Source organism: Vibrio kyushuensis (assembly GCF_050337325.1).
In the GTDB taxonomy this organism is placed as follows: Bacteria; Pseudomonadota; Gammaproteobacteria; order Enterobacterales; family Vibrionaceae; genus Vibrio; species Vibrio kyushuensis.
In genome coordinates, this window is sequence record NZ_JAKJSV010000013.1 from 17,481 (window position 1) to 42,714 (window position 25,234).

The 25,234-nt window shown below is 43.6% G+C and carries 20 protein-coding genes; 9 read left to right on the plus strand and 11 right to left on the minus strand.

Translation table 11 applies throughout. From position 1 onward, the window contains the following. Positions 1 to 167: 167 nt before the first annotated feature. Together L4D20_RS21660 and L4D20_RS21665 are read left to right on the plus strand one after the other, a co-directional pair. A complete protein-coding gene (locus L4D20_RS21660) occupies positions 168 to 962 on the plus strand; it encodes a helix-turn-helix domain-containing protein (protein WP_428803674.1) in 795 nt (264 codons plus the stop codon). Between the two features lie 92 nt (positions 963 to 1,054). Then, positions 1,055 to 1,726, plus strand: coding sequence for a LysE family translocator (locus L4D20_RS21665; protein WP_428803675.1), 672 nt, complete (start codon positions 1,055 to 1,057; stop codon positions 1,724 to 1,726). Between the two features lie 723 nt (positions 1,727 to 2,449). Here the strand turns inward: L4D20_RS21665 and uvrD are convergent. Continuing rightward, a complete protein-coding gene (gene uvrD, locus L4D20_RS21670; RefSeq protein ID WP_428803676.1) occupies positions 2,450 to 4,624 on the minus strand; it encodes a DNA helicase II in 2,175 nt (724 codons plus the stop codon). Positions 4,625 to 4,874: 250 nt separating this feature from the next. Between uvrD and L4D20_RS21675 the strand changes: the two genes are divergently transcribed. The 4 genes from L4D20_RS21675 (at position 4,875) to L4D20_RS21690 (ending at position 7,326) form a co-directional block, all read left to right on the plus strand. After that, the gene (locus L4D20_RS21675) at positions 4,875 to 5,135 is read left to right on the plus strand and encodes a BufA1 family periplasmic bufferin-type metallophore (RefSeq protein WP_428803677.1); all 261 of its coding nucleotides are present in this window, start codon (positions 4,875 to 4,877) and stop codon (positions 5,133 to 5,135) included. Between the two features lie 115 nt (positions 5,136 to 5,250). After that, a complete protein-coding gene (bufB, locus tag L4D20_RS21680; RefSeq protein ID WP_428803678.1) occupies positions 5,251 to 6,099 on the plus strand; it encodes an MNIO family bufferin maturase in 849 nt (282 codons plus the stop codon). After that, on the plus strand, positions 6,096 to 6,878 hold the full coding sequence (locus L4D20_RS21685; protein WP_428803679.1) for an HvfC/BufC N-terminal domain-containing protein: 783 nt from the start codon (positions 6,096 to 6,098) through the stop codon (positions 6,876 to 6,878). Before bufB ends, L4D20_RS21685 begins: the two co-directional genes overlap by 4 nt. Then, positions 6,871 to 7,326 carry a DoxX family protein gene (locus L4D20_RS21690; RefSeq protein ID WP_428803680.1) on the plus strand — a complete coding sequence of 152 codons (456 nt, stop codon included), beginning with the start codon at positions 6,871 to 6,873 and terminating at the stop codon, positions 7,324 to 7,326. Before L4D20_RS21685 ends, L4D20_RS21690 begins: the two co-directional genes overlap by 8 nt. Positions 7,327 to 7,347: 21 nt before the next feature. Here the strand turns inward: L4D20_RS21690 and L4D20_RS21695 are convergent, their stop codons facing one another. Then, entirely contained in the window at positions 7,348 to 7,527 is a 180-nt protein-coding gene (locus tag L4D20_RS21695; RefSeq protein WP_428803681.1) for a hypothetical protein, read from the minus strand. 128 nt (positions 7,528 to 7,655) lie between these two features. Continuing rightward, positions 7,656 to 9,698: an oligopeptidase A gene (gene prlC, locus L4D20_RS21700; protein ID WP_428803682.1), complete on the minus strand. Its 2,043-nt coding sequence runs from the start codon at positions 9,696 to 9,698 to the stop codon at positions 7,656 to 7,658. 184 nt (positions 9,699 to 9,882) lie between these two features. Between prlC and L4D20_RS21705 the strand changes: the two genes are divergently transcribed. Both L4D20_RS21705 and gorA read left to right on the plus strand, forming a co-directional pair. Continuing rightward, on the plus strand, positions 9,883 to 10,722 hold the full coding sequence (locus tag L4D20_RS21705) for a 23S rRNA (adenine(2030)-N(6))-methyltransferase RlmJ (RefSeq protein WP_428803683.1): 840 nt from the start codon (positions 9,883 to 9,885) through the stop codon (positions 10,720 to 10,722). 294 nt (positions 10,723 to 11,016) lie between these two features. Then, positions 11,017 to 12,372 (plus strand): glutathione-disulfide reductase, encoded by a 1,356-nt coding sequence (gene gorA, locus L4D20_RS21710; protein ID WP_428803684.1) that lies wholly within the window; start codon positions 11,017 to 11,019, stop codon positions 12,370 to 12,372. Positions 12,373 to 12,514: 142 nt separating this feature from the next. Here the strand turns inward: gorA and ascB are convergent, their stop codons facing one another. The 3 genes from ascB to L4D20_RS21725 form a co-directional block, all read right to left on the minus strand. After that, positions 12,515 to 13,945 (minus strand): 6-phospho-beta-glucosidase, encoded by a 1,431-nt coding sequence (ascB, locus tag L4D20_RS21715; protein WP_428803685.1) that lies wholly within the window; start codon positions 13,943 to 13,945, stop codon positions 12,515 to 12,517. Between the two features lie 81 nt (positions 13,946 to 14,026). Continuing rightward, positions 14,027 to 15,505: a PTS cellobiose/arbutin/salicin transporter subunit IIBC gene (ascF, locus tag L4D20_RS21720; RefSeq protein WP_428803686.1), complete on the minus strand. Its 1,479-nt coding sequence runs from the start codon at positions 15,503 to 15,505 to the stop codon at positions 14,027 to 14,029. 278 nt (positions 15,506 to 15,783) lie between these two features. Continuing rightward, positions 15,784 to 16,677: a response regulator gene (locus L4D20_RS21725; protein ID WP_428803687.1), complete on the minus strand. Its 894-nt coding sequence runs from the start codon at positions 16,675 to 16,677 to the stop codon at positions 15,784 to 15,786. A 103-nt stretch (positions 16,678 to 16,780) separates the two neighbouring features. On the opposite strand from L4D20_RS21725, the gene L4D20_RS21730 reads away from it, so the two are divergent. Further along, on the plus strand, positions 16,781 to 17,554 hold the full coding sequence (locus tag L4D20_RS21730; protein WP_428803688.1) for a chromosome partitioning protein ParA: 774 nt from the start codon (positions 16,781 to 16,783) through the stop codon (positions 17,552 to 17,554). Positions 17,555 to 17,584: 30 nt separating this feature from the next. Here the strand turns inward: L4D20_RS21730 and L4D20_RS21735 are convergent, their stop codons facing one another. The 5 genes from L4D20_RS21735 to L4D20_RS21755 form a co-directional block, all read right to left on the minus strand. Beyond that, a complete protein-coding gene (locus tag L4D20_RS21735; RefSeq protein ID WP_428803689.1) occupies positions 17,585 to 18,496 on the minus strand; it encodes an SPOR domain-containing protein in 912 nt (303 codons plus the stop codon). A gap of 137 nt (positions 18,497 to 18,633) precedes the next feature. Next, positions 18,634 to 19,572 carry an ABC transporter permease gene (locus L4D20_RS21740; protein ID WP_428803690.1) on the minus strand — a complete coding sequence of 313 codons (939 nt, stop codon included), beginning with the start codon at positions 19,570 to 19,572 and terminating at the stop codon, positions 18,634 to 18,636. Between the two features lies 1 nt (position 19,573). After that, the gene (locus L4D20_RS21745; RefSeq protein ID WP_428803691.1) at positions 19,574 to 20,551 is read right to left on the minus strand and encodes an ABC transporter permease; all 978 of its coding nucleotides are present in this window, start codon (positions 20,549 to 20,551) and stop codon (positions 19,574 to 19,576) included. 182 nt (positions 20,552 to 20,733) lie between these two features. Further along, positions 20,734 to 22,284 (minus strand): ABC transporter substrate-binding protein, encoded by a 1,551-nt coding sequence (locus L4D20_RS21750; protein ID WP_428803692.1) that lies wholly within the window; start codon positions 22,282 to 22,284, stop codon positions 20,734 to 20,736. Positions 22,285 to 22,428: 144 nt separating this feature from the next. Continuing rightward, positions 22,429 to 24,144, minus strand: a complete 1,716-nt coding sequence (locus L4D20_RS21755; protein WP_428803693.1) for a dipeptide ABC transporter ATP-binding protein — start codon at positions 24,142 to 24,144, stop codon at positions 22,429 to 22,431. Positions 24,145 to 25,234: the final 1,090 nt, after the last annotated feature.

Sequence of the window (25,234 nt, forward strand, 5' to 3'; positions counted from 1 at the left end):
TTGGTGAGTTCGCTCATCAAGCTTTTTATTCCCATAACTTTGATTAGCTCTACTGCGTAAAAAGCCCGTAAGAAAATATCTGCACTGATCATTTTTTACAAGACAATCTACAAGTACAGATATAAGGTTGGGTCAATTGATGACCATTTAGCCAAGATTTTTGCACCATGGATAAAGTTCACTACTACTCAACACCCAACCAAGACATCAGCCTGATCCAAGCTCAATACCAAGAGTTTGCTTTTCAGCGCCACTATCATTTGGACTTTCACATAGGGTTAATCACTCAAGGTCAGCAAAAGTTTGCCTATAAAGGCACTAGCTATCACGCTGGATCTGGGCAAGTAGTGATCATGCCGCCCGATGAACTTCATGACGGACGCTCTACTCTAAAATCTGGCTATCAAGTAAATGTGTTCTCTGTATCCCCTCAATGGCTTCAAGACCTTGCCGACCCTAAAACAATCAATCACAGCTTAAGCTTTTCAGAGTTAATCCTCTCCGATAAAGAAACGTTTTCACAATTGCATCGCCTGCATGAGTTGCTAATCAATCAACACGTTAGTCAGCTTGCTAAAGATTGTCTACCTTTTGAAGGCCTATCGACCATCGTCGACCGCTATGCGCAAAGTGTATCGAAGAGCAAACTTCAGCTAGGTAATCAATCCGTCCATACTCTCAAAGAGTATTTAATGGCAAACCTAGATCAACCAGTACGACTCGAACAGCTATCTGAGTTGTGCGACCTCAGCACCAACCAATTTCAGCGCCACTTTAAAAATAAGATGGGCATGACTCCTTATGCTTGGCTCAGTCGTCTTCGCATGGAACAAAGCATGCGATTAATTAAGTCTGGCGTGTGCGGAACTGAGGTTGCCCATCAAGTAGGATTCTACGACCAAGCCCACTTCTCTAAAGCATTTAAGGCTGCATTCTGTATTTCCCCATCAAAAATTAACTGAGTGTTAATAATTTACAATCACGCACTATAAAACCGCGATAAGCTTCGTTCATCAACACAATCAAGCAAAACTCCCAAGTTATTGGAACCATTATGAATGAAGTCACAATCTTAGCTACGCTAGCCAGCGTCCATTTAATTGCCCTTATGAGTCCAGGGCCTGACTTTGCATTAGTCGTCCAAAATGCCACTCGTTACGGGAGACAAACGGGGCTATATATTGCACTTGGACTTTCTCTCGGAATATTACTGCACTCGATATTGAGCCTTACAGGGATTAGCTACTTAGTACATCAACAACCAATGCTGTTTGCGGTACTTCAACTTGCAGGCGGTAGTTACCTTTTCTATTTAGGCTTTGGTGCTCTATCCGCATCTTGGCAACACTTTAGATCATCAAAGAGCTCGTCTACAGAGCCGGAGCCACGTAAAGAAAAAGATATCTTTGTCTTAGCCAATAAACGCCAAGCTCTAAGCCGAGGATTCACAACCAACATTCTCAACCCAAAAGCACTAGTCTTTTTTATTAGCTTGATGTCGAGCTTAGTACCCGCGGAAATGTCCCTCTCTGGGAAATCAGTCGCACTGCTAATACTTTGGGGGTTGTCTCTTGCTTGGTTCTCGCTGCTTGCTTGGCTGCTATCCACCAGCAAACTGCAAAAGAGTGTACAGAGTCTCGCTATTTACATTGATACCCTTTGTGGAGTGATCTTCATCACGCTCGGAATCTCCATTCTATACCAGTCAATAACTATGCTTTTATAGTGAATTGAAATTCACGGTCATTTTAGGGGTGATCACCTTACTTGCTTGTAAGAGATCTCTCACAAGCAGGTGAGCTAATATCGTTTTCTACCCTAGAGATAAACACCGAATACAACGTAATCCCTTGTTTTTAATCCATTCGTATGATTTACACTCTATATATCATTGAGAAAATCACTGATCATGGCGTTGATGATAAACAGAGAAAGCGTAATATTAACCCTGTCGGAAGGATTCTGACACGGAACAGGATACTCCAAGGACTAGGTTATCTTCAGGATGAAGATTCGATTATTCAGGATGAGTAGTCGGCAAGGAAAGCGAAATGGACATTGAATGGACGCAATAGTAACTAGGATGGTTGCTACTATGGAAAGACAATGGACACCTCTGGATGAGGCAAGGACTGAACATCAGGATGATGTAAAGGACACCGCTCAAGGAATAAGTGAAGCGCGCTAACGAGGATTGTTGGCAGACCAGGATAAGGTCAAGGACACCGCTAGGATGGCGATGAAAAGGAATATGCTGACGGATTACAGCACACTATCAAGGATTTGATGCATGGAGCACTTATAGTAGCCGGATTGCTGCGAGTAAGACTATAGACCCCGATGAGCTTTTGCTCTCGGGGTTTTTCTTTTTTTAGCGTATAAACCCCATCCATAAAAAAGGTGCACAATAAGTACACCTTCATAGAGTTATTTCGCTGAAAAATTCACACTACATTTGTTCAAGCTTGGCGTAAGCCGTGACTAACCACTTAATGCCTTCGCCATTGAATGCTACTTGAACTCGGCTTTGTGGGCCACTACCTTCAAAGTTAATGATCGTGCCTTCACCAAATTTCGGATGCTTAACGCGAGCCCCTAAACTAAAACCAGTCTCATTAAAGGTCTCTTTCACCACCGCTTGGCTAAATCGACCTGCACTGGTTGGCCTACTCACTTGCGCTTTCATACGTACTTCATCTAAGCAGGTTTCTGGCAACTCTTTAATAAAACGAGACGGCTTATGGTATTTGTCCTGCCCGTATAAACGTCGCATCTCAGCATAGGTAATGTAAAGCTTCTCCATCGCACGTGTCATGCCTACATAACATAGACGACGCTCTTCTTCTAAACGCCCTGCTTCTTCCGCAGACATTTGACTTGGGAACATGCCTTCTTCGACACCAACCATAAAGACCATTGGGAACTCTAAGCCTTTGGCACTGTGCAGTGTCATTAGCTGTACAGCGTCATCAAACTCATCGGCCTGACCTTCACCCGATTCCAACGCCGCATGCGTTAAAAATGCCGTTAGTAGCGTCATCTCATCCGCTTCCTCTGGCTTTTCAAACTGACGCGTTGCTGTGACCAATTCTTCCAAGTTCTCAATGCGGGCTTTGGATTTTTCACCTTTCTCTTGCTCGTACATTGCAAACAAACCAGACGATTTAATCACGTGGTCAGTCTGCTCATGCAGCGGCATGTCCATAGTGTCATCTTCAAGTGCGACAATAAGCTCAACAAAACGGCTTAATGCACTGGCTGCTCGCCCTGCGAGGACTTTTTCATCAAGCAGAGCAACACAGGTTTCCCACATGGTCGCACCGCGATCACGGGCCGCAAATCGAATCGTCTCTAGTGTCTTATCACCAATACCACGTGTTGGCGTATTCACAACTCGTTCAAAAGCCGCATCGTTATTACGATTTGAGATTAGACGAAGATAGCTCAATGCATCTCGAATTTCCTGACGTTCGAAGAATCGCATACCGCCATAGATACGGTACGGAAGACCAGCTTGAATCAACGCCTCTTCCAGTACACGTGATTGAGCGTTATTACGATACAGCATCGCCGTATCTTCTAATGCTCCGCCTTTCTCTTGCCACTCTTTGATTTTACTCACAGTAAAACGTGCTTCATCAAGTTCGTTGTAAGCCGAGTAGACAGAGATCGGTTCGCCTTCGACACCATCGGTCCATAGCTCTTTACCCATACGCTCAGTATTGTTTGAAATCAGCGTATTAGAGGCTTCTAGAATGGTTTTCGTTGATCGGTAATTCTGTTCAAGACGAACAGTATTCACGCTCGGAAACTCGTGTGTAAACTTTTCAAGGTTCTCAATTTTTGCGCCACGCCAGCCATAGATAGATTGGTCATCATCACCAACAATCATCACATGGCTATCAGGGCCCGCCATCATTCGTAGCCAAGCGTATTGGATATTGTTGGTATCTTGAAACTCATCGACCAGAATATGTTTGAATCGAGCTTGATAGTGCTCTCGGATAAACTTGTTATCACGCAGCAATTCATGCGCTCGAAGCAGTATCTCAGCAAAGTCCACCAACCCTGCACGGTCACACGCTTCTTGATACGCTGAGTAAATTTGCAGGTACGTTTTAGCAATTGGATCATGGTAGGCGTCAACGTGATTAGGTCTTAAACCTTCATCTTTCTTACCGTTAATCCACCACGACGCTTGCTTCGCAGGCCACTGTTTTTCATCTAGGTTTTGCGCTTTAATCAAACGACGAAGCAAGCGAAGTTGATCGTCTGAATCGATGATTTGAAAATCTTCAGGGAGCTTTGCATCTAAGTAATGAGCACGCAAAATTCGGTGACAGATACCATGGAAAGTACCATTCCACATACCTGATGAACTGCCCATCATTAGCTCTTCAATACGACCACGCATTTCCGCGGCAGCCTTATTGGTAAACGTCACCGACATAATCGAAAACGGAGACGCTTGCTCTACCGACATCAACCACGCAATGCGGTGTACTAGCACTCGTGTTTTACCACTGCCCGCACCGGCAAGAATAAGAAGGTTTTCTAGCGGAGCGGCGACCGCTTCACGCTGTTTGTCATTAAGGCCATCAACTAATAAGGAAGGGTCCATCACACTACGCTACTGGTTATTTATACATAAAAAGAGATTATAACCTAAACAGCGTTGACAGATGAGACAAAAATCAACAATTTAGTTGTTTGTTTTTCACACGACAAATCAAAGAGATAAATAAGAATAAATAATAACTCACCGATAAATCATAAATAATTTGAAAGTTTTTTCGTGAATTTCCTATCCTCTAATTTAAGCAAGTCATACAGCTTGCGACCCCAAACTAAGAATTTAAGTCGAGGAAATAACAATGAAAAAATCAAATCTTGCTGTTACTGCTGCTGTTACAGGTCTTATCGCTCTAGGTGGAACAATGTTGACTGCTGCTCCTGCTGTCGCTGCTGAAAAAGAGAAATGCTACGGTGTTTCAAAAGCGGGTAAAAATGATTGCGCTACAAAAACAGGCTCATGTGCGGGTACTGCAAAAATGGATAATCAAAAAGATGCCTTCGTTGTTGTTCCTAAAGGTGTATGTGGAAAACTCTCTGGTGGTAGCACTGAGTCAGCATAAGACTCGAGCTGTATAAATCAGTGTTGCTAGGTCTATTTGCTCAACAGATAGACCTAGCAATAGTCAATTTATCAAGCAAGACCATCAGACAACTAAAAGTAGGAAGGGATTCATTTTGACAACCTATCATGATCACATTGGTGTTGGATTGAGAAGCCCCCACGTTGACTACTTTCAATCTCAAAAACCATCATTAAACTGGTTAGAGATCCACAGCGAAAACTATTTCCAACCAAATTCGGCCTCTCGCCAGAGCCTACGCAACCTTACCAACGACTATAAAATCAGTTGTCATGGTATAGGCTTGTCGCTTGGTAGCGTTGAGAGAGTCAATACTCAACATCTGGAAAATCTCAAACGGCTTGTCGATGAAGTTGAGCCATTTACGGTCTCTGAGCATTTAAGCTGGAGCGAGAACGGCGGCCATCATTTTAATGACCTGCTACCACTGCCCTACACAGAAGAAGCACTGTCTGTTTTTTGTCGAAACGTCCTAGAAGTTCAAGAAGCCCTTCAACGACCTATTCTAATTGAGAATCCTTCGAGCTATCTGAAATTTAATCACTCCACTATCTCTGAGTGGGACTTTCTCACTGAAGTACAAAAACGAACTGATTGTCGATTACTGCTCGATCTCAACAACGTCTACGTTTCTGCCTTTAATCATGGCTTTGATTGTCAAACTTATTTAAATGCTATTAATGCAGATGTCGTCGATGAGATTCATCTGGCCGGATTTACGGTTAAGCAGCTAGAGAAAGACGAGATTTGGATTGACACCCACAGCCAACCCGTGAGTGATGAAGTCTGGACACTTTATCAAAACTGGGTCACCAAGCACGGTAGTCGTCATACATTAATTGAGTGGGATCTTGATCTCCCCAATCCTGAAGTTTTACTTAACGAAGCCGATAAAGCGAACCACATCCTTTTATCAAGCCTTGCTCAATTGGAGGCTTCATGAACACCTCGTTGGCACACGTACAACAACAATTTGCTAAAGCCCTGCACTATGAGGCTACAGGTGAAGAGTGCCAAGTTGTCAGTGATCACTTTAGCGCTGATGAACGTATGCAGATATATAGAAACAACTTTATTATCGGTTTAAGTGAGGTGCTTGAGGCCACCTACCCTATGGTTGATAAATTGGTTGGGGAAGAGTGTTTCTCTCAGCTAGCACGGCAACATGTACTCACACATCCACTAAAAAATGGCGATGTAACCTACTATGGAGAGGGCTTCGATGAAGCTATTGAACAGTTTCCTGCTGTCGTTGAAGCAGCGCCCTATCTGACCGAAGTCGCTCGCTTTGAATGGAGTCTAGACAAGGCTCAGCAAATCTTTTCACAAGAGAAAAATTCAACAGACGTACAACCTCTTGCAAACCTAGCCCAATTATCGAGTGATGAGCATAGTCTGCTTCAATTTCATCTTGCACCAAGCGTGAGACCTTTCTCGTCAAACTACGCTCTCTTTTCCTTAAGCTTAGCAATGCAAACAGAACAATTTGACGCCTTAAATATCAATAGCCCCGAAGTAGGAGTCATCCATTGTCACCCCAATGGAGCACCTTACAACACACGCCTTAGTTGTGAGCAACATCAGCTACTAATGAACTTGCACGAAAAAGCCACGTTATCAGAAATTGATGAGTCGTTACTGACTCACCTAGAACACCTGATTCAGCTAAATTTGGTGGTGGGCTTCACTATTGCCAGCCCCAAGGAGGAACACCATGAGTAATCAACTAACTAGCATAATTGAGCGATACGATGAAATTATCGCCAAGCTACAAAGCCTATTCATCCCTGTTTTCTTACTCTTTTTGCGCTTATGGGTTGCTTGGGTCTTTTTCAATTCAGGGCTCGTCAAGATCGCATCTTGGGAAAGTACATTGTATCTCTTTGAGTATGAGTATGTGGTGCCGGTATTACCGTGGGAGTTAGCTGCCTATATGGGAACCGCTGCCGAACTGATTCTGCCGGTATTTTTGGCGTTAGGGTTATTGACCAGACCAATGGCAGCAGTATTGTTTGTGTTTAATATTACCGCTGTGATCTCGTATCCACTGCTATGGGAACGTGGTTTCTTTGATCACCAATTGTGGGGGCTGATGATTCTGGTCGTAGTCGTTTGGGGGGCGGGTCCACTCTCTGTCGACAAGTGGTTGAAGCAGAAAGTGAGCGCTTAGTTCTTCGTTCGTAAAAGGAGACTACTCTTCATCACTTAAATCGTCTTTCACAGAGTTGACTGCATCTCGTGATGCATGGCCTATCGCTTTGGTGGTGTCTCGAGTCGCATGGCCAATTGCAGTGCCCGCTTCTTTCAGTTCTGCACAACCACTCGTGCCTAAGATTATTAGCCCAGTTAAAATTACCACTACTGATTTCATTATCAATTTATCTCCTTGAAATTAATATACTCATTATAAACAAAACCCCACTCTTTGAGTTACTCGAAAGTAAAGAGTGGGGTCCAATTATCAATCTTTAGTAATTATTCTTAACTAAAAGCTAGCTTTTACGCTTCAATACCTGCGTGTCTTAACATCGCATCGATTTGAGGCTCGCGTCCTCTAAAGCGCTTGAATAGCGTCATTGGCTCTTCACTTCCACCCATCTCTAGAATGTTATTTAGGAAGCTTTGCCCTGTCTCTTTGTTGAAGATACCTTCTTCTTCAAAACGAGAAAACGCATCTGCTGATAGGACTTCTGCCCATAAGTAGCTGTAGTAACCCGCGCTATAACCACCAGCAAAGATGTGACTAAAGCTGTGCGAGAAGCGATTCCACTCTAGGCTTGGCAGAACACCGACTTTCGATTTAACTTCCGCTAACGTTTCAAGAACACGTGGGCCGACTTCTGGATCAAATTCCGTGTGCAATGAGAAATCAAACAGACCAAATTCAAGCTGACGCAAAATAAACATCGCCGACTGGAAGTTTTTCGCCGCCATCATCTTATCAAGCATCTCTTTTGGTAGTGCTTCACCCGTTTGGTAATGGCTAGAAATGAATGCTAGCGCCTCTTCTTCCCAACACCAATTCTCTAGGAACTGGCTTGGTAGCTCTACTGCATCCCAAGGAACACCATTAATACCAGAGACATCGCCTGCATCAACCTGAGTCAGCATATGGTGGATACCATGGCCAAACTCATGGAACAATGTCACGACTTCATTGTGCGTGAACAAGGCAGGCTTATCGCCAACTGGCTTATTGAAGTTACACGTCAGGTACGCAACGGGGCTTTGTAGCTCACCACTCTCGGTAATACGACGACCACGACAGTCATCCATCCACGCGCCACCACGTTTATGTTCACGCGCATACAAATCAAGGTAGAAGCTGCCACGTAGCTTGTCATTACCATCAAAGATATCAAAGAAGCGAACCGATTCGTGCCACGTATCAACGCCTTCACGCTCTTTAACGCTCATGCCAAACACACGGTTAAGCACTTCAAATAGGCCGCTGACCGCGTTTGATTCTGGGAAATATGGGCGTAGGTCTTCGTCTGAAATTTCAAACAAATGCTGTTTCTGTTTTTCGCTGTAGTAGCCGATATCCCATAGGTTCAATTCAGTGACACCGAACTCTTTCTCAGCAAATTGACGTAGCTCTTCGACTTCACGTACACCTTGTGGCTTCGCTTTAACCGCTAAGTCATTCAAGAAGCCCAATACCTGCTCTGGTGTTTCAGCCATCTTGGTTGCCAGTGATTTCTCACTGAAGGTATTAAAGCCAAGCATACGCGCGATTTCAAAGCGCAGTTTTAACTGCTCAGCAATCAGTTCGGTGTTGTCCCACTTACCCGCGTTAGGGCCACGATCTGAAGCTCTTGTCACATACGATTGATATAACTCTTCACGCAGCGCTTGGTTATCACAGTACGTCATAACAGGCAGGTATGACGGTATATCTAGCGTCAGCAAGTACCCTTCAAGCTCTTTTGCTTCTGCCGCCGCCTTAGCTGCTGCAATCGCAGATTCTGGCATACCCGCGAGTTCTTTCTCATCGGTAATGTGTTTGCTCCAACCCATAGTGGCATCGAGAACGTTATTTGAGAACTGAGAGCCTAGCTCTGACATACGCTTACTGATTTCGCCGTAACGATGCTGTTCATCGGCAGGTAGGCCAATGCCTGAAAGTTCGAAATCACGCAATGAATCGGTGATGCACTTTTTCTGAGCTTGAGTCAGTGAGTTAAACTCGTCGCTCGCTTGAATCGTCTTGTACGCTTCAAATAGCCCTTTGTGTTGCCCTACCCACGTGCCATATTCAGATAAGATCGGTAAGCAGCTTTCATACGCTTCACGCAGCTCTTCGCTGTTCATTACGGAATTCAAATGGCTCACAGGTGACCATGCGCGGCCTAGCTTATCGTCAACCTCTTCAATCGGTGCGATTAGGTTTTTCCAGCTTGGCTTAGTGTTGTCTTTTAGCGCTTGTTCAATTTTCTCACGACAGTCAGCAATCAACTGTTCAACAGCAGGTTTTACGTGCTCTGGCTTAATAAGAGAAAATGGCGGTAAATCGGTAAAGGTCAAAAGCGGGTTCGACATAAACGTTCCTTTTTACGATTGGGCTAATTATAAGAGAGCAGCATACATGCTTATCTCAGAATTTATTATTTATAGTAAATACTAAATATAGGTAGGTTATGGAAATTTCAATAGTGGCGTATAATCCCCTTAACAGAATATTTCAATTATGCGCACTTCATCGATAAGTGTTTGAGAGTCTAATTTGCTAAGTTATCGCCACAGTTTTCATGCCGGCAACCATGCCGATGTTGTTAAGCACATAGTTCAGAGCTTGATCTTGAACTCCTTACAGCAAAAAGATAAGCCCTTCGTTTATCATGATACCCATTCAGGTGTGGGTCGTTACGATCTTACTCACGAGTGGTCAGAAAAAACCAATGAATTTAAACAGGGTATCGCTAGAGTGTGGGCGCAGGATAATATCCCTGAAGATATTCAAAGCTACCTTGAAGCGGTTAAACAGTTAAACAACGGCGAAGACTTACGCTACTACCCTGGCTCGCCGTGCGTTGCTCGTGCCCATATTCGCCCTCAGGATCGTATGGTTCTAACTGAATTGCACCCAAGTGATTATCCTCTGCTAGAGCAAGAATTTCACCGTGATCGCCAAGTCTCTATTTACAAAGAAGATGGTTTCCAACGCTTAAAAGGCAGCTTGCCACCAAAAGAGCGTCGTGGTCTAGTATTGATCGATCCACCTTACGAGCTGGCAAAAGAGTATCGTGATGTCGTGACTGCAATCGCGCAAAGCCATAAGCGTTGGGCAACCGGCATTTATGCCATTTGGTACCCTGTGGTTAATCGCTGTGACATTGAAGATATGATTGAAGGCCTTGAAGGACTTGGTATTAGCAAGATTTTGCAAATAGAGTTAGGTGTTTCCCCTGATACCAATGAGCGTGGTATGACCGCTTCGGGCATGATCGTTATCAACCCTCCATGGAAGCTGGAAAGCCAAATGAAAGAGATTCTTCCTTTCTTAAAAGAGGCGATTGCACCAGCTACAGGACACTTTAAAGTCGACTGGATTGTACCTGAATAGCAACAACTTAAACTCAATCATAGGCATGCAACGTCACCGGTAGGCGGCATGCCTTACTTCCTCTATCCACTCATTATTCTTAATTCTAAACATTCCCCCTACCTATCTAAGCTGATTAATCGTTATTTCTCATCATCATTGTGACTTTTTTCCATTAGCTAAAGTTGTTCGATTCGATTTATAGTAGGGCTAGCAAATTCTAACTAAATAGCGTGGTGATATTGAGTTCCTAACTCACATCCCCAATGTATTGGTTACTCAACGTCTTAAAATAACAAGCTTTCGGAGAACGTAATGGCAACGCATTTTGATTATATCTGTATCGGTGGTGGTTCTGGTGGTATTGCATCAGCAAACCGTGCTTCTATGCATGGCGCTAAAGTGGCACTTATCGAAGCTCAAGATCTTGGCGGCACGTGTGTAAACGTGGGTTGCGTACCAAAGAAAGTGATGTGGCATGGTGCTCAAGTTGCTGAAGCAATTAACCTATATGCAGAAGACTACGGCTTTGATGTTGATTTAAAAGAATTCAAATGGAACAAGATGATTGAAAACCGCCAAGCGTACATTGGCCGTATTCATCAATCTTACGACCGTGTACTTGGCAATAACAAAGTAAACGTCATCAAAGGCTTCGCAACGTTTGTTGATGCAAAAACTGTTGAAGTTAACGGTGAGCAATACACAGCGGATCACATCCTTATTGCCGTAGGTGGTCGCCCAACGATTCCAAATATTCCTGGCGCAGAGCACGGTATTGATTCTAATGGTTTCTTCGACCTTATGGAGCAACCAAAGCGTGTTGCTGTTATTGGTGCGGGTTACATTGCGGTTGAAATCGCTGGCGTTCTTCACGCCTTAGGAACAGAAACTCACCTGTTCTGTCGTAAAGAGACTCCTATTCGTAGCTTTGACCCAATGATCATCGAAACGCTAGTCGAAGTTATGGCAGCTGAAGGTCCGACTCTGCACAACAACTCTGTGCCAAAAGAGATTGTTAAAGAAGCCGATGGCAGCCTGACGCTTCACCTAGAGAACGGCAACAGCAAAAATGTTGATGAAGTGATCTGGGCAATTGGCCGTCACCCAGCAACAGACGCAATCAACCTAGAAGTAACCGGCGTTGAAACTAACGACCGTGGCTACATCAAAGTTGATGAGTACCAAGAGACAAACGTTAAAGGTGTCTACTGTGTTGGCGACATTATGGAAGGCGGTATTGAACTGACCCCTGTTGCGATTAAAGCGGGTCGTCAACTCTCTGAGCGTCTGTTCAATGGTCAAACTAACGCGAAAATGGACTACAACCTAGTTCCTACGGTTGTCTTCAGCCACCCACCTATCGGTACGATTGGTCTTACGACTCAAGAAGCGGAAGAGCAATACGGAAAAGACAACATCAAGGTTTACACGTCTGGCTTTACGGCGATGTACACAGCCGTCACTAAGCACCGTCAACCTTGTAAAATGAAGCTAGTGTGTGCAGGCGAAGACGAGAAAGTTGTTGGCCTACACGGCATTGGTTTCACAGTTGATGAAATGATCCAAGGCTTTGCTGTTGCAATGAAGATGGGCGCAACGAAAGCTGACTTTGATGCAGTTGTAGCGATTCACCCTACGGGCAGTGAAGAGTTTGTAACGATGCGTTGATCGTCAGATAGACTATAAGGAAAGGGCTTAAGTTTTCACTTAAGCCCTTTTTTATTGACACAAATTTCTAATCTAGGGGGATTTGAAGCGCATCGTGTCTATTTAATTGATTCCCATATAAGTGCAAGTCGAAATGAAAGACTTAAGTAAGGTCACTGCCGTTGCTCGCGATCACTTTTTTATACCAGTGGAATGATTTTTTAGGAATGCGATTTAGTGTACCGCCACCAAGGTTGTCACGATCAACGTAAATAAACCCGTAACGCTTAGTCATTTCACCTGTTGATGCGGCAACAAGATCAATACAACCCCATGGAGTAAAGCCCATAAGAGGTACACCATCGGTCATCGCATCGTGCATCGATTCAATATGCTGACGCAAGTAATCGATGCGGTAACCATCATTAATTTCGCCATTGTCTTCGAGGGTATCTTTAGCACCCAAGCCATTCTCCACTAGAAAAAGCGGCTTTTGATAACGGTCATACAGCGTATTCATAGTGATACGAAGGCCAGTAGGATCGATAACCCACCCCCAATCACTCGCCGGAAGATGTGGGTTCTTAATTGACTTCACGACGTTAGCTGCACTGGTGTTGCCTTCATTCATATCAGCAGACGCACAACGAGACGCATAGTAACTAAATGAAATAAAATCGACGGTATTCTTTAAGATTTCGAAGTCTTGTTCTTCCGTTTCCAGTACCACACCTTTTTGTTCGAAGACTTTCTTAGCGTATGACGGATAGTAACCGCGCGACTGCACATCAATAAAAAATAGATTTTCACGATCTTTTTCCATAGCCGTTAATACATCTTGTGGCTTACAAGAGTAAGGATAAAAGTTACCACCAGCGAGCATACAGCCCACTTGATTTTGCTCATCCACTTCATGAGCAATTTTAGTCACTAAGGCACTCGCAACTAATTCATGATGAGCCGCTTGGTACTTGACCTGATCGTGGTTCTCACCCTCTTGAAATAGCAGACCAGCACCAGAGAACGGACTGGCTAACAGGATGTTAATTTCATTGAACGTTAGCCAATATTTTACTAGCCCTTTGTACTGTTCAAAACAGGTGCGAGCATAGCGGCTAAAGAACTCGATCATCTTACGATTTCGCCACGAGCCATATTCATTAACTAAATGCATCGGGACATCGAAATGGCACAGAGTCACCAGCGGCTCAATGCCATACTTTTTACACTCTTCGAATACGCCGCGATAGAAATCTAACCCCGCTTGATTCGGCTCAAGCTCATCACCATTTGGATAGATTCGGCTCCAAGCAATAGACATACGAAAGACTTTAAACCCCATCTCAGCTAGCAGGGCAATATCTTCTTTGTAACGGTGGTAGAAATCGATCGCGTTATGGCTAGGGTAAAATTCATCTTCGCTTAGCTCAACGTGGTCAACCTGACCGAGTTTGATTGGCATACGGTTTTCGCCATATGGAATCATATCGACAGTAGTGAGCCCTTTTCCACCGGCTTGGTGAGCGCCCTCAGATTGGTTGGCAGCAATAGCGCCACCCCATAGAAAGTCCTGGGGAAATTGTATCTTTGACATAGTATCCTCTAAATCGCAAAAGCCACCTTATGGTTTAAGGTGACTTGTTTATTAAGTTGCGTAGCGAAACGTACTGTTTACCTAGGCGGTGATAGGCGAAGTTTTGATGTTGTCTTTGCTACTCTGCTCAGACTCTTCTTTTGCTGATGTAGTATCAGAATCAGCCTCATCTTCAGGAATATCGTCAAAACCCAGAACGAGTGTTAATACAAATGAAAGTACGATGGACAGTGCAATCAGAGCAAAGACCCAAACGATACTCATAGGATCATTTACATCGAAAAACTGCACACTCGTAAACAGACTTGGTGCCGCCATTGAGTGACTCGCTAGCCCCGCCATACCGGCAAGCGCACCCACAATGAAACCAGTAATCATAGTTGCGATAAGTGGGCGCTTAAGACGTACAAGAACACCATAAAGCGCAGGCTCAGCAATGCCAGCAAAGATAGCCGAAGCACCCGCAGCCATAGAAGTTTGTTTTAATGCGCTATTTTTTGTTTTGTATGCAACAGCTAAACACGCGCCGCCCATACCTATATTCGCGCCAATTTCAGACGGCATTACCATACTTTCACTGCCTGTTTCCGCAATGGTTTGAATAATGGTAGGAGTGAAAACACGATGCATCCCGGTTAAAACAAGTAGTGGCCAAAGAGCCCCCATAATTGCGACCGATAGCCAGCCTAAAGTGCTGTAGATAGTGTAAACAAGTGCAGATAGAGCCGTACCAATCCAAATACCAAATGGGCCAATAAGGACAATCGCGATCGGTGCGGAAATTAATACAATCAGCATTGGTTTTAAGAAATTTTTCGTCACCGCCGGTGTGATGCTATCTACCCAACGTTCAATGTAAGAGAGCACCCATGTCATAACCAGAACAGGGATAACGGTGTAAGTGTATTTCACGGAGGTGATTGGGATACCAAAGAAATCAACATGCTGACCTTGCGCCGCTTGCTCCATCAGTTCCATGAAGTTCGGGTGAATAAGTACACCGGCAATCGCAATAGACAACGACATATTGGTCTTAAATTTAATCGATGCTGACGCTGCAACCATCACAGGCAAAAAGAAGAAAGCACCATCTCCAATCGCATTTAAAATGATCAAAGTGGGCGTATCTGATTCCATCCAGCCGGTCATGAGAAGTACCATGGCGAGGAGTTTCACCATCGAGCCACCAATGATGGCAGGAATCAATGGAGACATGGTGCCAACAAGCGCATCTAGCATTTTCGCCCCAACAGATTTTGCTGTTAGTTTCTCTTTTTTAGCCGGTGTTGCCGAAGTCGGTGCAGAAGACATACTACAGAGAGCCATAATTTCATCATGTGCGTAGGAAACTTCATTACCAATGATGACCTGTACTTTGTCACCGTTATCAACCACCCCCATAACACCTTTAACTGCCTTGAGTTTAGCAATATCGACACTCTCTGAGTTATGCACTACAAATCGTAATCGAGTCATACAGTGTGTGAGAGCCGAGACATTGTCTTTCCCACCCAAATATTTCACAACAGATTGCGCTATTGCTCGGTAATCATTGGCCATTCTTATCCCTTAAAAAAGTTAATTCCAGTGACAGTAAACTAGCGTCAATATCAATCCTCTCGATACGCCACTTCGCTATATGTAACTAGACACTCAAAGTTATCGGTAACATGTTACCGATAACATCAATAGGATAAACTGGAAACTTAAATAAAGAGTGAGAAGTGGGATCAATCACAAACTTATACAGGAGGGTATGAAACTACTGACAATGAAGTCATAGCCTTAAAAGTTACATCGGGTGATATGAGGGAAGCATTATCGTCTACTGGTAAACTTTAGTACCCAACCAACGTCACCTTCCCAAGTTCCGACTCCCCTATTTGGCAAGAGAAATCGACGCGCTCTTCTGCCCCTTTGGCATAGAGTTTTTCTAATTTTTCAAACGTATGCGGCAATAAACTCACACTCTTTAAGCGTAAACTTTTCTTAGTGCGATTATCCAAAAATGCTAAAGCTGTATCCGTCATCGTCTTATGGCAGGAATCTAATATCTCTTTGCTGACCACTTTACTCTCTAGAGCATGCTTAATATCTGAATCAGAGATGCTTTTATTACTTTTAGCGAACAAACAAATTGCCTGAAGATCGAGTAGTGCGATGGTTTTTGGTTTTTGATTTTCACTATCAACATACATGGCCATTAAACACGGCAATTTACTTTCATCAAACTCTTGTGGGTGGATCATGAACAACGTCATATCTTTAGAGACAATACGCTGCATGTGTTTTTCTAACGTAGAGACCTGAGGAAGCGCGAGATCGCCCTGATACTCCGTTGGGTCAGCCAGCATCCCTTTATCACCAATAGTCGTCGTCAATGGGCGAAGCTTTTTATGCAAATCTTCATCGTCAAAAGGCTTTGAGAGAACAAACAGTGCACCTGCTTTCTGCGCTTTTACAATCATTTGCTCATCATCAACCATAGTAATCATGGCGATTTTAATATCAGGACTCATCTGAGCAATAATTTCCACCAGCTCTAGCCCCGACATTCCCGGCATATACCAGTCGGTTAAAATGATATCTGGTTTCCATTCTTCAACGAGCACCAGTGCCTCTGCCGCATTATCGGCTTTATTGATCGATAGCCGCTTGTACGGATATGTTTCAAGCGCACGTCGCACAATTTCTAACGTCGCTTTACTGTCATCAACAATCAGAACTTTCACTATTTCTCATCTAATCTCGTTGTAACCTGTTCAAAGTATAGGCACAAATTTTTATAACAACTAAACTTACAACCTAAGCAAGTCATTGCAAAGGATGATAAATATGTCGATAGCGGATTTACTGACAGAAGAAATACTTGGAATGCTCGCCATTGATCTTGGCTTAGTGATCCTATCTGGTTGGTTCATCATTCTGCTGTTAATCATCCGTGAGTTTCGAAAATTCGCTAGAGGCTTTACTTCTGAAAATAAAGGCATGGATGATAATACGCTGCACATGTGCCAGCAATCTGTTGATAACGCTCTAAATTATGCCTCAGAGAACAACGATACATTAACTGACTTAATCCAACTTCAGCAGGCTCTAGAAAGCCAAATGGCACTGCTTCGCAGCTCAACCGCACAGCATATTAGCCCTGAAGAACAAGCCTCCATTGACGACTTAAACCTAAAACTCAATAAGTCACACCAACTTATCCGCAAGCTTAAAGGCGATCTAGATAAAAGTGTGAAAGGGCTAAGAGTAACGAGAAAAAAACTGTTTAACCAAAACGATACCGTTGAAGGATTACGTGAAGAGAACGCCGCATTAGAAAAAGATTTCGAAAAACTCGAACAAGAGTACATTCAAATCAGCCAAGCGGGTGGCTTTCAAGATTTAGCTATGCAATATCAAACAGAGAAAGAAGAGCTGCTTAATACCATTGAAGAGTTGAAGCAACAGGAGCCGCAAGGTTCAAGTGAAGACGTTGAAGCCATTAAGCAAGAACTAGAACAGGCTCAACAGCAGTTGCAGCATTTAGGGAAAGAGAAAGACTTTGTCGAAAGCAAATATCTGGACCTATCCAAAAAAATGGATGCTGATAAATCCGAATAACTTACCATCGATATTAATCGATAATTGTCGCTATTTAACACACAACACATTTAATAGTGAGGTTCCTTTCAGTTGGCTGATCTTACCACTAGTGAACATCCCTTTTCGCTCAAAACCCCAGTAAGGCAGGTGCATCGGCCAATTATCACCTTCCATAACTTTCGCTTCTAACAATGTTGTCCACTCATGCTCAAGTGGCAAGCGCATGCCCATAGAATTGCACACCTCAGTTGCCGCCGTATAACTTAAGCGATTCCACGGCAGACCATGCTCCATATAAAATTGCCCATCTTCCATGTTGGTATAAGGCACTCGGTACTCTAGAGACTCAACCGTCGCCTTTAGACGCACTACAGCCTTCTCTGGGCTGCTCTCTTCTACTTTAGATGCCGTTACCGCCATAACCGGAGCGCCAATAGTAGAGGTCTTCTGAGCGGATTTCTCACTTTGCACTGGAGCAACCTTCAATGGCGTATCTTTGGCGGCATTACTTGCTTGTGCATTTTTACGAACTTCACGAATAAACGCTTCTTTATAAGCGGATTCCGTTCTTACCTTCCGTAATTCCTGCGTTGCTTTAGCAAAATCATTATAGGGGCCAATCAAACAACGGTGCCCTTTCTCTTCAGGTTTTAACCAAACGTCAGTGGAGATATGCTGATAAATACTTTTCGCTTTAGCTAGGGGGAGCGGTTTAGAAAGCACACCACATTGAATCCAAAAGCTCGATTGATTCCCTTTCGGTTTTTGATTACCCCAAAGCCCCTTACCTATTGGGCAGGCGCTATCTAAAACCGGCAACTTGCTCGTCGATGCTTGGGTGGCATCACATAAGAATTTTTCTGCTGAAACTGAGTGAGAAATAAATGGGAGAGACAGAGCGACCATACTCAAGAACTTCACTCCGATCATTCTAGGCTTGATTACCAACTTCGTATCCATACTTCATTAACCTTTAATCGTCTTGCCTTGGTTAGCTCATTTGAGGCTGTATAGCTAAATTGAATGCAAAAAAAGAGCCGTAATAACTTACGGCTCTAGTTTAGTTAGATTTTCGAATAAAAATCAATCGGTGCGGATCACCCTTTGTAGATTTTAGGGTTGAATACATCACGTAACCAATCACCCAGTAGGTTTATCACCAATACCAAGGTAATAAGTACAACACCAGGGAAGGCAGTAATCCACCACGCACCGGAGAAGATGTAGTTAAAGCCAGTACTAATTAGAGCACCTAGCGATGGCTGATCAACTGGAAGACCCAATCCAAGGAATGACAGCGCGGCTTCTGACATAATCGCGTTAGCAATCTGAACCGTTGAAATAACCAAAATTGGCGATAAACAGTTTGGCAAAATATGGCGGAACATGATGCGTGGCGCTTTAAAGCCCATCACACGAGCAGCTTCCACATACTCTTTCTTCTTTTCAGCCAGTACCGAGGCACGAATAGTACGCGCATACTGAGGCCACTCTGCCACACCAATGATCACAACTAGCATCACCACCGCGTATTGGCTGTAAAAGTCACTACCAAAGCTCGCCTTAAAAATAGCCGAAACAATGATTGCGACCATCATGGTCGAAAACGAAAGCTGAACATCAGCAAAACGCATTAAGAAGCTATCAATACGGCCACCGAAATAACCCGCTGATAGACCAATAATAATACCTAACGTTAGCTGTAGACCAACGGCAAGAAAGCCGATGGTCAAAGAGAGACGTGACCCATAAAGAATTGTCGATAAAATATCGCGCCCTTGTTCATCCGTTCCCAGCAAAAAGTTCGAATCACCGTCTTCCATCCAAGAAGGTGGAAGCTCTGAATCCATGATATCGATAGACGAAAGATCATACGGGTCCGTTGGCGATAAAATAGGTGCCGCCAATGCCAGCGTTAAGAACATCATAAAGATGGCAAAGCTGGTCATCGCAACTTTATCGCGCAAGAAGTAATACACGATGTCTGAATTTTTAAAACGCTCCCAACGACTCGGAGCTGTGGCTACTTCATTCATCTTAAGATCCTTTGCCCGTTAAGTTTACTGTTGGGTTAATCACACCGTAGAGCAGATCAACAATGGTATTGGTAACAACAAAGATAAGCCCAACGAAAATAACGTAAGCCGTAATAAGTGGCGTATCAACACGGTTGATCGCTTCTAAGAATAGGAAACCTGTTCCCGGCCACTGGAATACCGTTTCGGTCAAAATGGTGTAAGCCACCATCGTACCAATTTGAACACCACCCACCGTTAGTACCGGCAACATGGTATTTTTCAGTGCGTGTTGGTAATAGATTTTATTCAGTGCAAGCCCTTTCGCTTTACCGAATTTGATGTATTCAGAGCTTAGTACTTCAAGCATTTCAGAACGTACCAATCGAATAAACAGTGGCAACATAATCGATGCAAGAGCAACACAAGGCAGAATTAAATGGCGAATGCCGTCAATGGTAAAGAAACCAGATTGCCAGCCAAGAACATTAGCCGTTTCGCCTCGTCCATACGAAGGTAACCAGCCGAGTTCTATAGAGAACACATACATCAACATAATGGCAGTAAGGAAGACAGGGACGGAAATACCGACACTACTGAATGCCATTACAACTTTAGTGAACACGCTTTTGGGATGAATAGCAGAGTAGACACCCAGAGGAATAGAGCAAACCACTATAATAATGGACGCACCAAATACGAGCTCTAATGTTGCTACCAGCTTATCTAAAATGACATCAACCGCTGGTCGCTTGAAGAAGTAAGATGTGCCTAAATCACCTTGCAAGGCAGCCGTAATAAAACGGGTATATTTTGTAACGAAGGGATCATTTAAGCCTAGCTCATCTCGCAGCGCTTGACGCTCAGCTTCTGAAACCGACTGACCTACAAGCTCACGTAGCGGATCACCCAAATTATCTTGAATGGAAAACGCCACCAAACTGATCACAAACATCACTATCAGTGCCTGAAACAGGCGATTGACCAGAAACGAAAACATTCCTTGCCCCTTTTTAACTATCCATGATTTTCTACTCAATATAAGTAGAAACAAAAAATCCAGTCTTAAAAATGGCACCTAACCGACTGAAACAAAGCTAAATGCCAAAAATTAACTAGGCACCCAATGCACTATTTTCAATTTACAATCTTAAATATGTGGATTGGATGCCTAAGCCTTACTTACTCAACCACTAGGTCGCCAAAGTAAGGGAAGTTCATTGCGTTTACGATTGGACCGATCTTAACGTTAGACTTTGCGCCCCACGCTAGGTTCTGCCAATGTAGAGGAACAAACGCTGCATCGTTGTACAGTGTTTCTTCTACTGTCTTAAGCATTTCAGCACGCTTTGAAGAATCAGTTTCTACGTTTGCTGCATTAACCAGTGAATCCACTTCTGCGTTTGCATAGTGACCACAGTTGTACTGACCTTTACCTGTCTCTTCATTACGAGTCATCGTTAGGAACTCAGAGAAGTTAGCTGAATCTTCAGTATCTGAGTGCCAACCGATCATTAGCATGTCTGCTGCACATAGGTCAAATTCTGGCCAGTATTGCGCTTTAGGCATTGTTTTCAGATCAACCTTGATGCCAATCTTAGACAGCATTGCCGCAGAAGCTTGAGCAACCTTCGCATCGTTCACGTAACGGTTGTTTGGCGCCATCATAGAAAGCGTAAAGCCTTTCTCGTAGCCCGCTTCCTTCATAAGCTCTTTCGCTTTTTTCAGGTCATAACGTGGAACAAGATCAGCATCATAGCCAGCGTAGCCTGAAGGGCCTTGTTGACCAGCCGCTGTAGCGAAACCTTTCATGATTTTCTTAACAATACCTTCGTTGTTAATCGCATGAACGATAGCTTGACGAACACGAACATCTTTCAATGCTTCGTTGCTGTTTTGGTTCATTTGGAACGTGATGATACGAGTACCAGGTAGCGTTACTAGATCAACGTTATTTGCGCTTTTAACACGCTTGTGATCGTTAGGTGCTACTGGTGCAATCATGTCTACGCCACCAGAAAGAAGTGCCGCAACACGAGTTGCATCTTCTTTAATTGGTACAAGCGTTAGCTTATCAACGTTACCAGTGTTCTCATCCCAGTAATCGCCGAAACGTTCAAACACAACTTGTACGCCTTGCTCACGCTCAGTCACGATAAACGGACCAGTACCTGAAACATTTGTAGAAGCAAACGAGTTACCGTGTTTCACAACTGCTGACTTCTCGTTACCATCAGCGGTGGTGCCTGAATAGAACTTGCTGTCCATTGGGAAGATGTAAGTCGCAGTTTGAAGAACTAGTGGGTATGCACCCTTAGAAATAATTTCAACAGTGTAATCATCAACCTTGACCATTTTTTCGTATGGTTCAAAGATTGCTTTAAAATCTGGTGAGTTTTTAAGACGATCAAATGTCCAAAGAACATCATCAGCTGATAGCTCATTACCTGAATGGAACTTAACGCCTTTACGTAGTGAGAAACGGAAAGTTGTGTCATCAACACGTTCCCATTTTTCTGCTAAGCGTCCTTCAAAATCCAGTTCCTGCGTGTAACGAACTAGTGGATCAAACACCATGTGAGACATTTGCAGTGTACCGCCCGATAACTGCTCATGCGGGTCCAGTGATACTGGATCTGCGTCGTACGCTACTTTAATGTCAGCTGCTGCTGCGCTAAAGCTAAGACCTGCAGCCATCATTGCGACTACTAGTTTGCTTTTCATGGTTTTCATTGCATAACTCCTTATGCGGGAATCCGAATCCCTAGTTGTTGTGTTTGCTTCTGCTTTTTATGTCCAAGCCGCTCGCTGTTTGCAAGCATGCTCAGTTCTTCGACACCGAATGGCATTTAAGACCATTCGGCAATTCGAAACGACTTATGCCGTTTTTACGTCTTCTCTTAAGCCTAAGAATTCAGGCATTAATGAAATTAGGTGTTTGCTGTATTCATGCTGAGGTGTCGTAAACAGTTGCTCAGTTGGTGCAACTTCCAACAGTTTACCCATTTGCATCACACCCACACGGTCACACATTTGGCGAATAACCGGTAAGTCATGACTGATAAACAGCATGGTGAGGTTTAACTCATCTTGTAAATCTTTCAGCAAGTTTAGAATTTGTGCCTGAACCGATACATCTAACGCAGATGTTGGTTCGTCACAAATCAGTAAGCGAGGGCGCGTTGCTAATGCACGAGCAATCGAGATACGTTGACGCTGACCGCCTGAAAATTCATGTGGATACTTAACGCCCGACATACTACCTAGACCAACGTGATCAAGAAGATCGTTGACGATCTGACGAGTCTCCGTTTCATTACGAGTTAGCTTGTGAAAACGAATCGGCTCGGCAATGATGTCAAAGATCTTCATACGTGGGTTCATCGAGGTATAAGGGTTTTGGAAGACCATCTGCATTTGACGACGCAGAGGACGACGCTCTTTTTCAGACTTCATCGCCGTTAAATCAATGCCTTCAAACGAGACCTTACCTGAGTTTGGTGCGTATAAGCCGGCAATAACACGTGCAATGGTCGATTTACCAGAGCCAGATTCGCCAACCAAACCAAAGGTTTCACCCTCAAGTACATCAAAGCTTACGTTGTTTGACGCTTGAACAAATTCACGTCGGCTTTCGAACAGAGAATCTTTAGTGACAAAACGCAGGTTAACGTTTTCAACGCTTAATAGAGAGCCAGTGTAATCACGGTGATCTTGGCTTTGACCAAGCCAGTGATTCTTCACATCAAGAGGCTCCATCTCAGCCGCTTCTTCTATGTAGCTAACCAAAGGGAAACGATCGAGTTTCACATCAGAGCGAGGAACCGCAGAAATGAGGCTTCGAGTATACGAGTGATCTGGATCGCCCAGCACTTTCGCAGTTGGACCAAATTCAACCAAGTCTCCGCGGTACATAACCGCAACACGGTCCGTTACATTGGAAACCACACCCATATCATGGGTAACCAGCATACAGCCTACGTTTTTCTCGATACAAAGATCGCGAATAAGTTTTAGGATTTGATCTTGAATTGATACATCCAACGCTGTAGTTGGCTCATCTGCAATGATTAAATCGGGTTCACCCGCTAGAGCGATGGCAATAACTACACGTTGACGCATACCACCAGAGAACTGGTGAGGGTATTGCTTCAAACGGTTTTCAGGCTGTGGAATCCCTACTTGATTCATTAACGACAAAGCGCGTTCATACGCTTCTTCTGCCGATACTTTCATATTGGCATGGATCGTTTCGGTCAATTGCTGCTCAACCGTGAATAGAGGGTTAAGAGAGGTCATCGGATCTTGGAAAATAAAACCAATTTTCGATCCGCGAACTTTTCGCATTTGCTCAGGAGTTAGGCCAGATACCTTTTCCCCATCTAAAAACACTTCACCACTTGCGATAAGGCCAGGAGGGCTCAGTAGATCAATAACGGCGTTACCGACCGTTGATTTACCTGCTCCTGATTCGCCAACAACACCTACAATTTCACCACGTTCAATATTAAACGAAAGTGATTTAACCGCAGCGTGAACCCCATGACGAGATGGGTACTCAATACGAAGATTTTGAACTTCTAATAGCGACATTTATCAGACCTCGACTGCTTTGACAGTTTTCTGCCCTGTCTGATACCAGTATTGCGCGCAAACATACTGATACAAATTGAATCCATTCTTGCCAGTAGAATGTTCTGGCAATTAACAAGGTCATCAATTTGGCAAAAAACTCACAGAAAAGCAACAAATAGAGGATAAAAAGTCGATATCAAACAGATTGGGAGCAAAGTGTGTGGATATATATGCAATAAAACTGCATTTAATATTGGTAATACCAATTAAGTGCATCTTGCACCAAGATAGAATTCAACAGCACTTTCACCTAAAAGTACTACGTAAAGCCGTAGATCATAAAAACATATTCGTGAATAATTTCTCACAAATAATATAACGACTAAAATTAACAATACAGAAACATCAACTAATAACGAATATGGTTATAGTTAAATAAACCATATAAATAGCAAATAAGTAGATGATAAAACCAAATCAATCCAACTTTCATTTAACTAGCGACGATTAGTTTCAGGAACAATATAGGTTAGCTCAATATAAAAACTCCAGTGTGATTCAGTTCAAAAATGCTAGGGAGAGTTTCATTAGAGCATGAGCACCTAGACTTCAGGCCCTATCGCTAATTATTTTTCTATTTTCAGTAAAGATATTTTTACAAAAATGAGGCTGGTCTTGAGATCCCCAACTAAACATTCATTCTACTAAGCTTCAGATGTAAAAAAGCCCCGTCATTTCTGACGAGGCTTCTTAAAGTGGTCGGTGAAGAGCCTTATTTTGAAACCATTGGGAACCCCCGACCCTCTGACTCCAAACTATGCTTCAATACTCCGATCTACAAACGTAAAAAAGCCCCGTCATTTCTGACAGGGCTTCTTAAAGGTGGTCGGTGAAGAGCCTTATTTAGAAACCATTGGGAACCCCCGACCCTCTGACTCCAAACTATGCTTCAATACACCGATCTACAGACGTAAAAAAGCCCCAGTCTTTCGACTGAAGCTTCTTAAGGTGGTCGGTGAAGAGCCTTATTTAGAAACCATTGGGAACCCCCGACCCTCTGGTCCCAAACTATGCTTCAATACTCCGATCTACAGACGTAAAAAAGCCC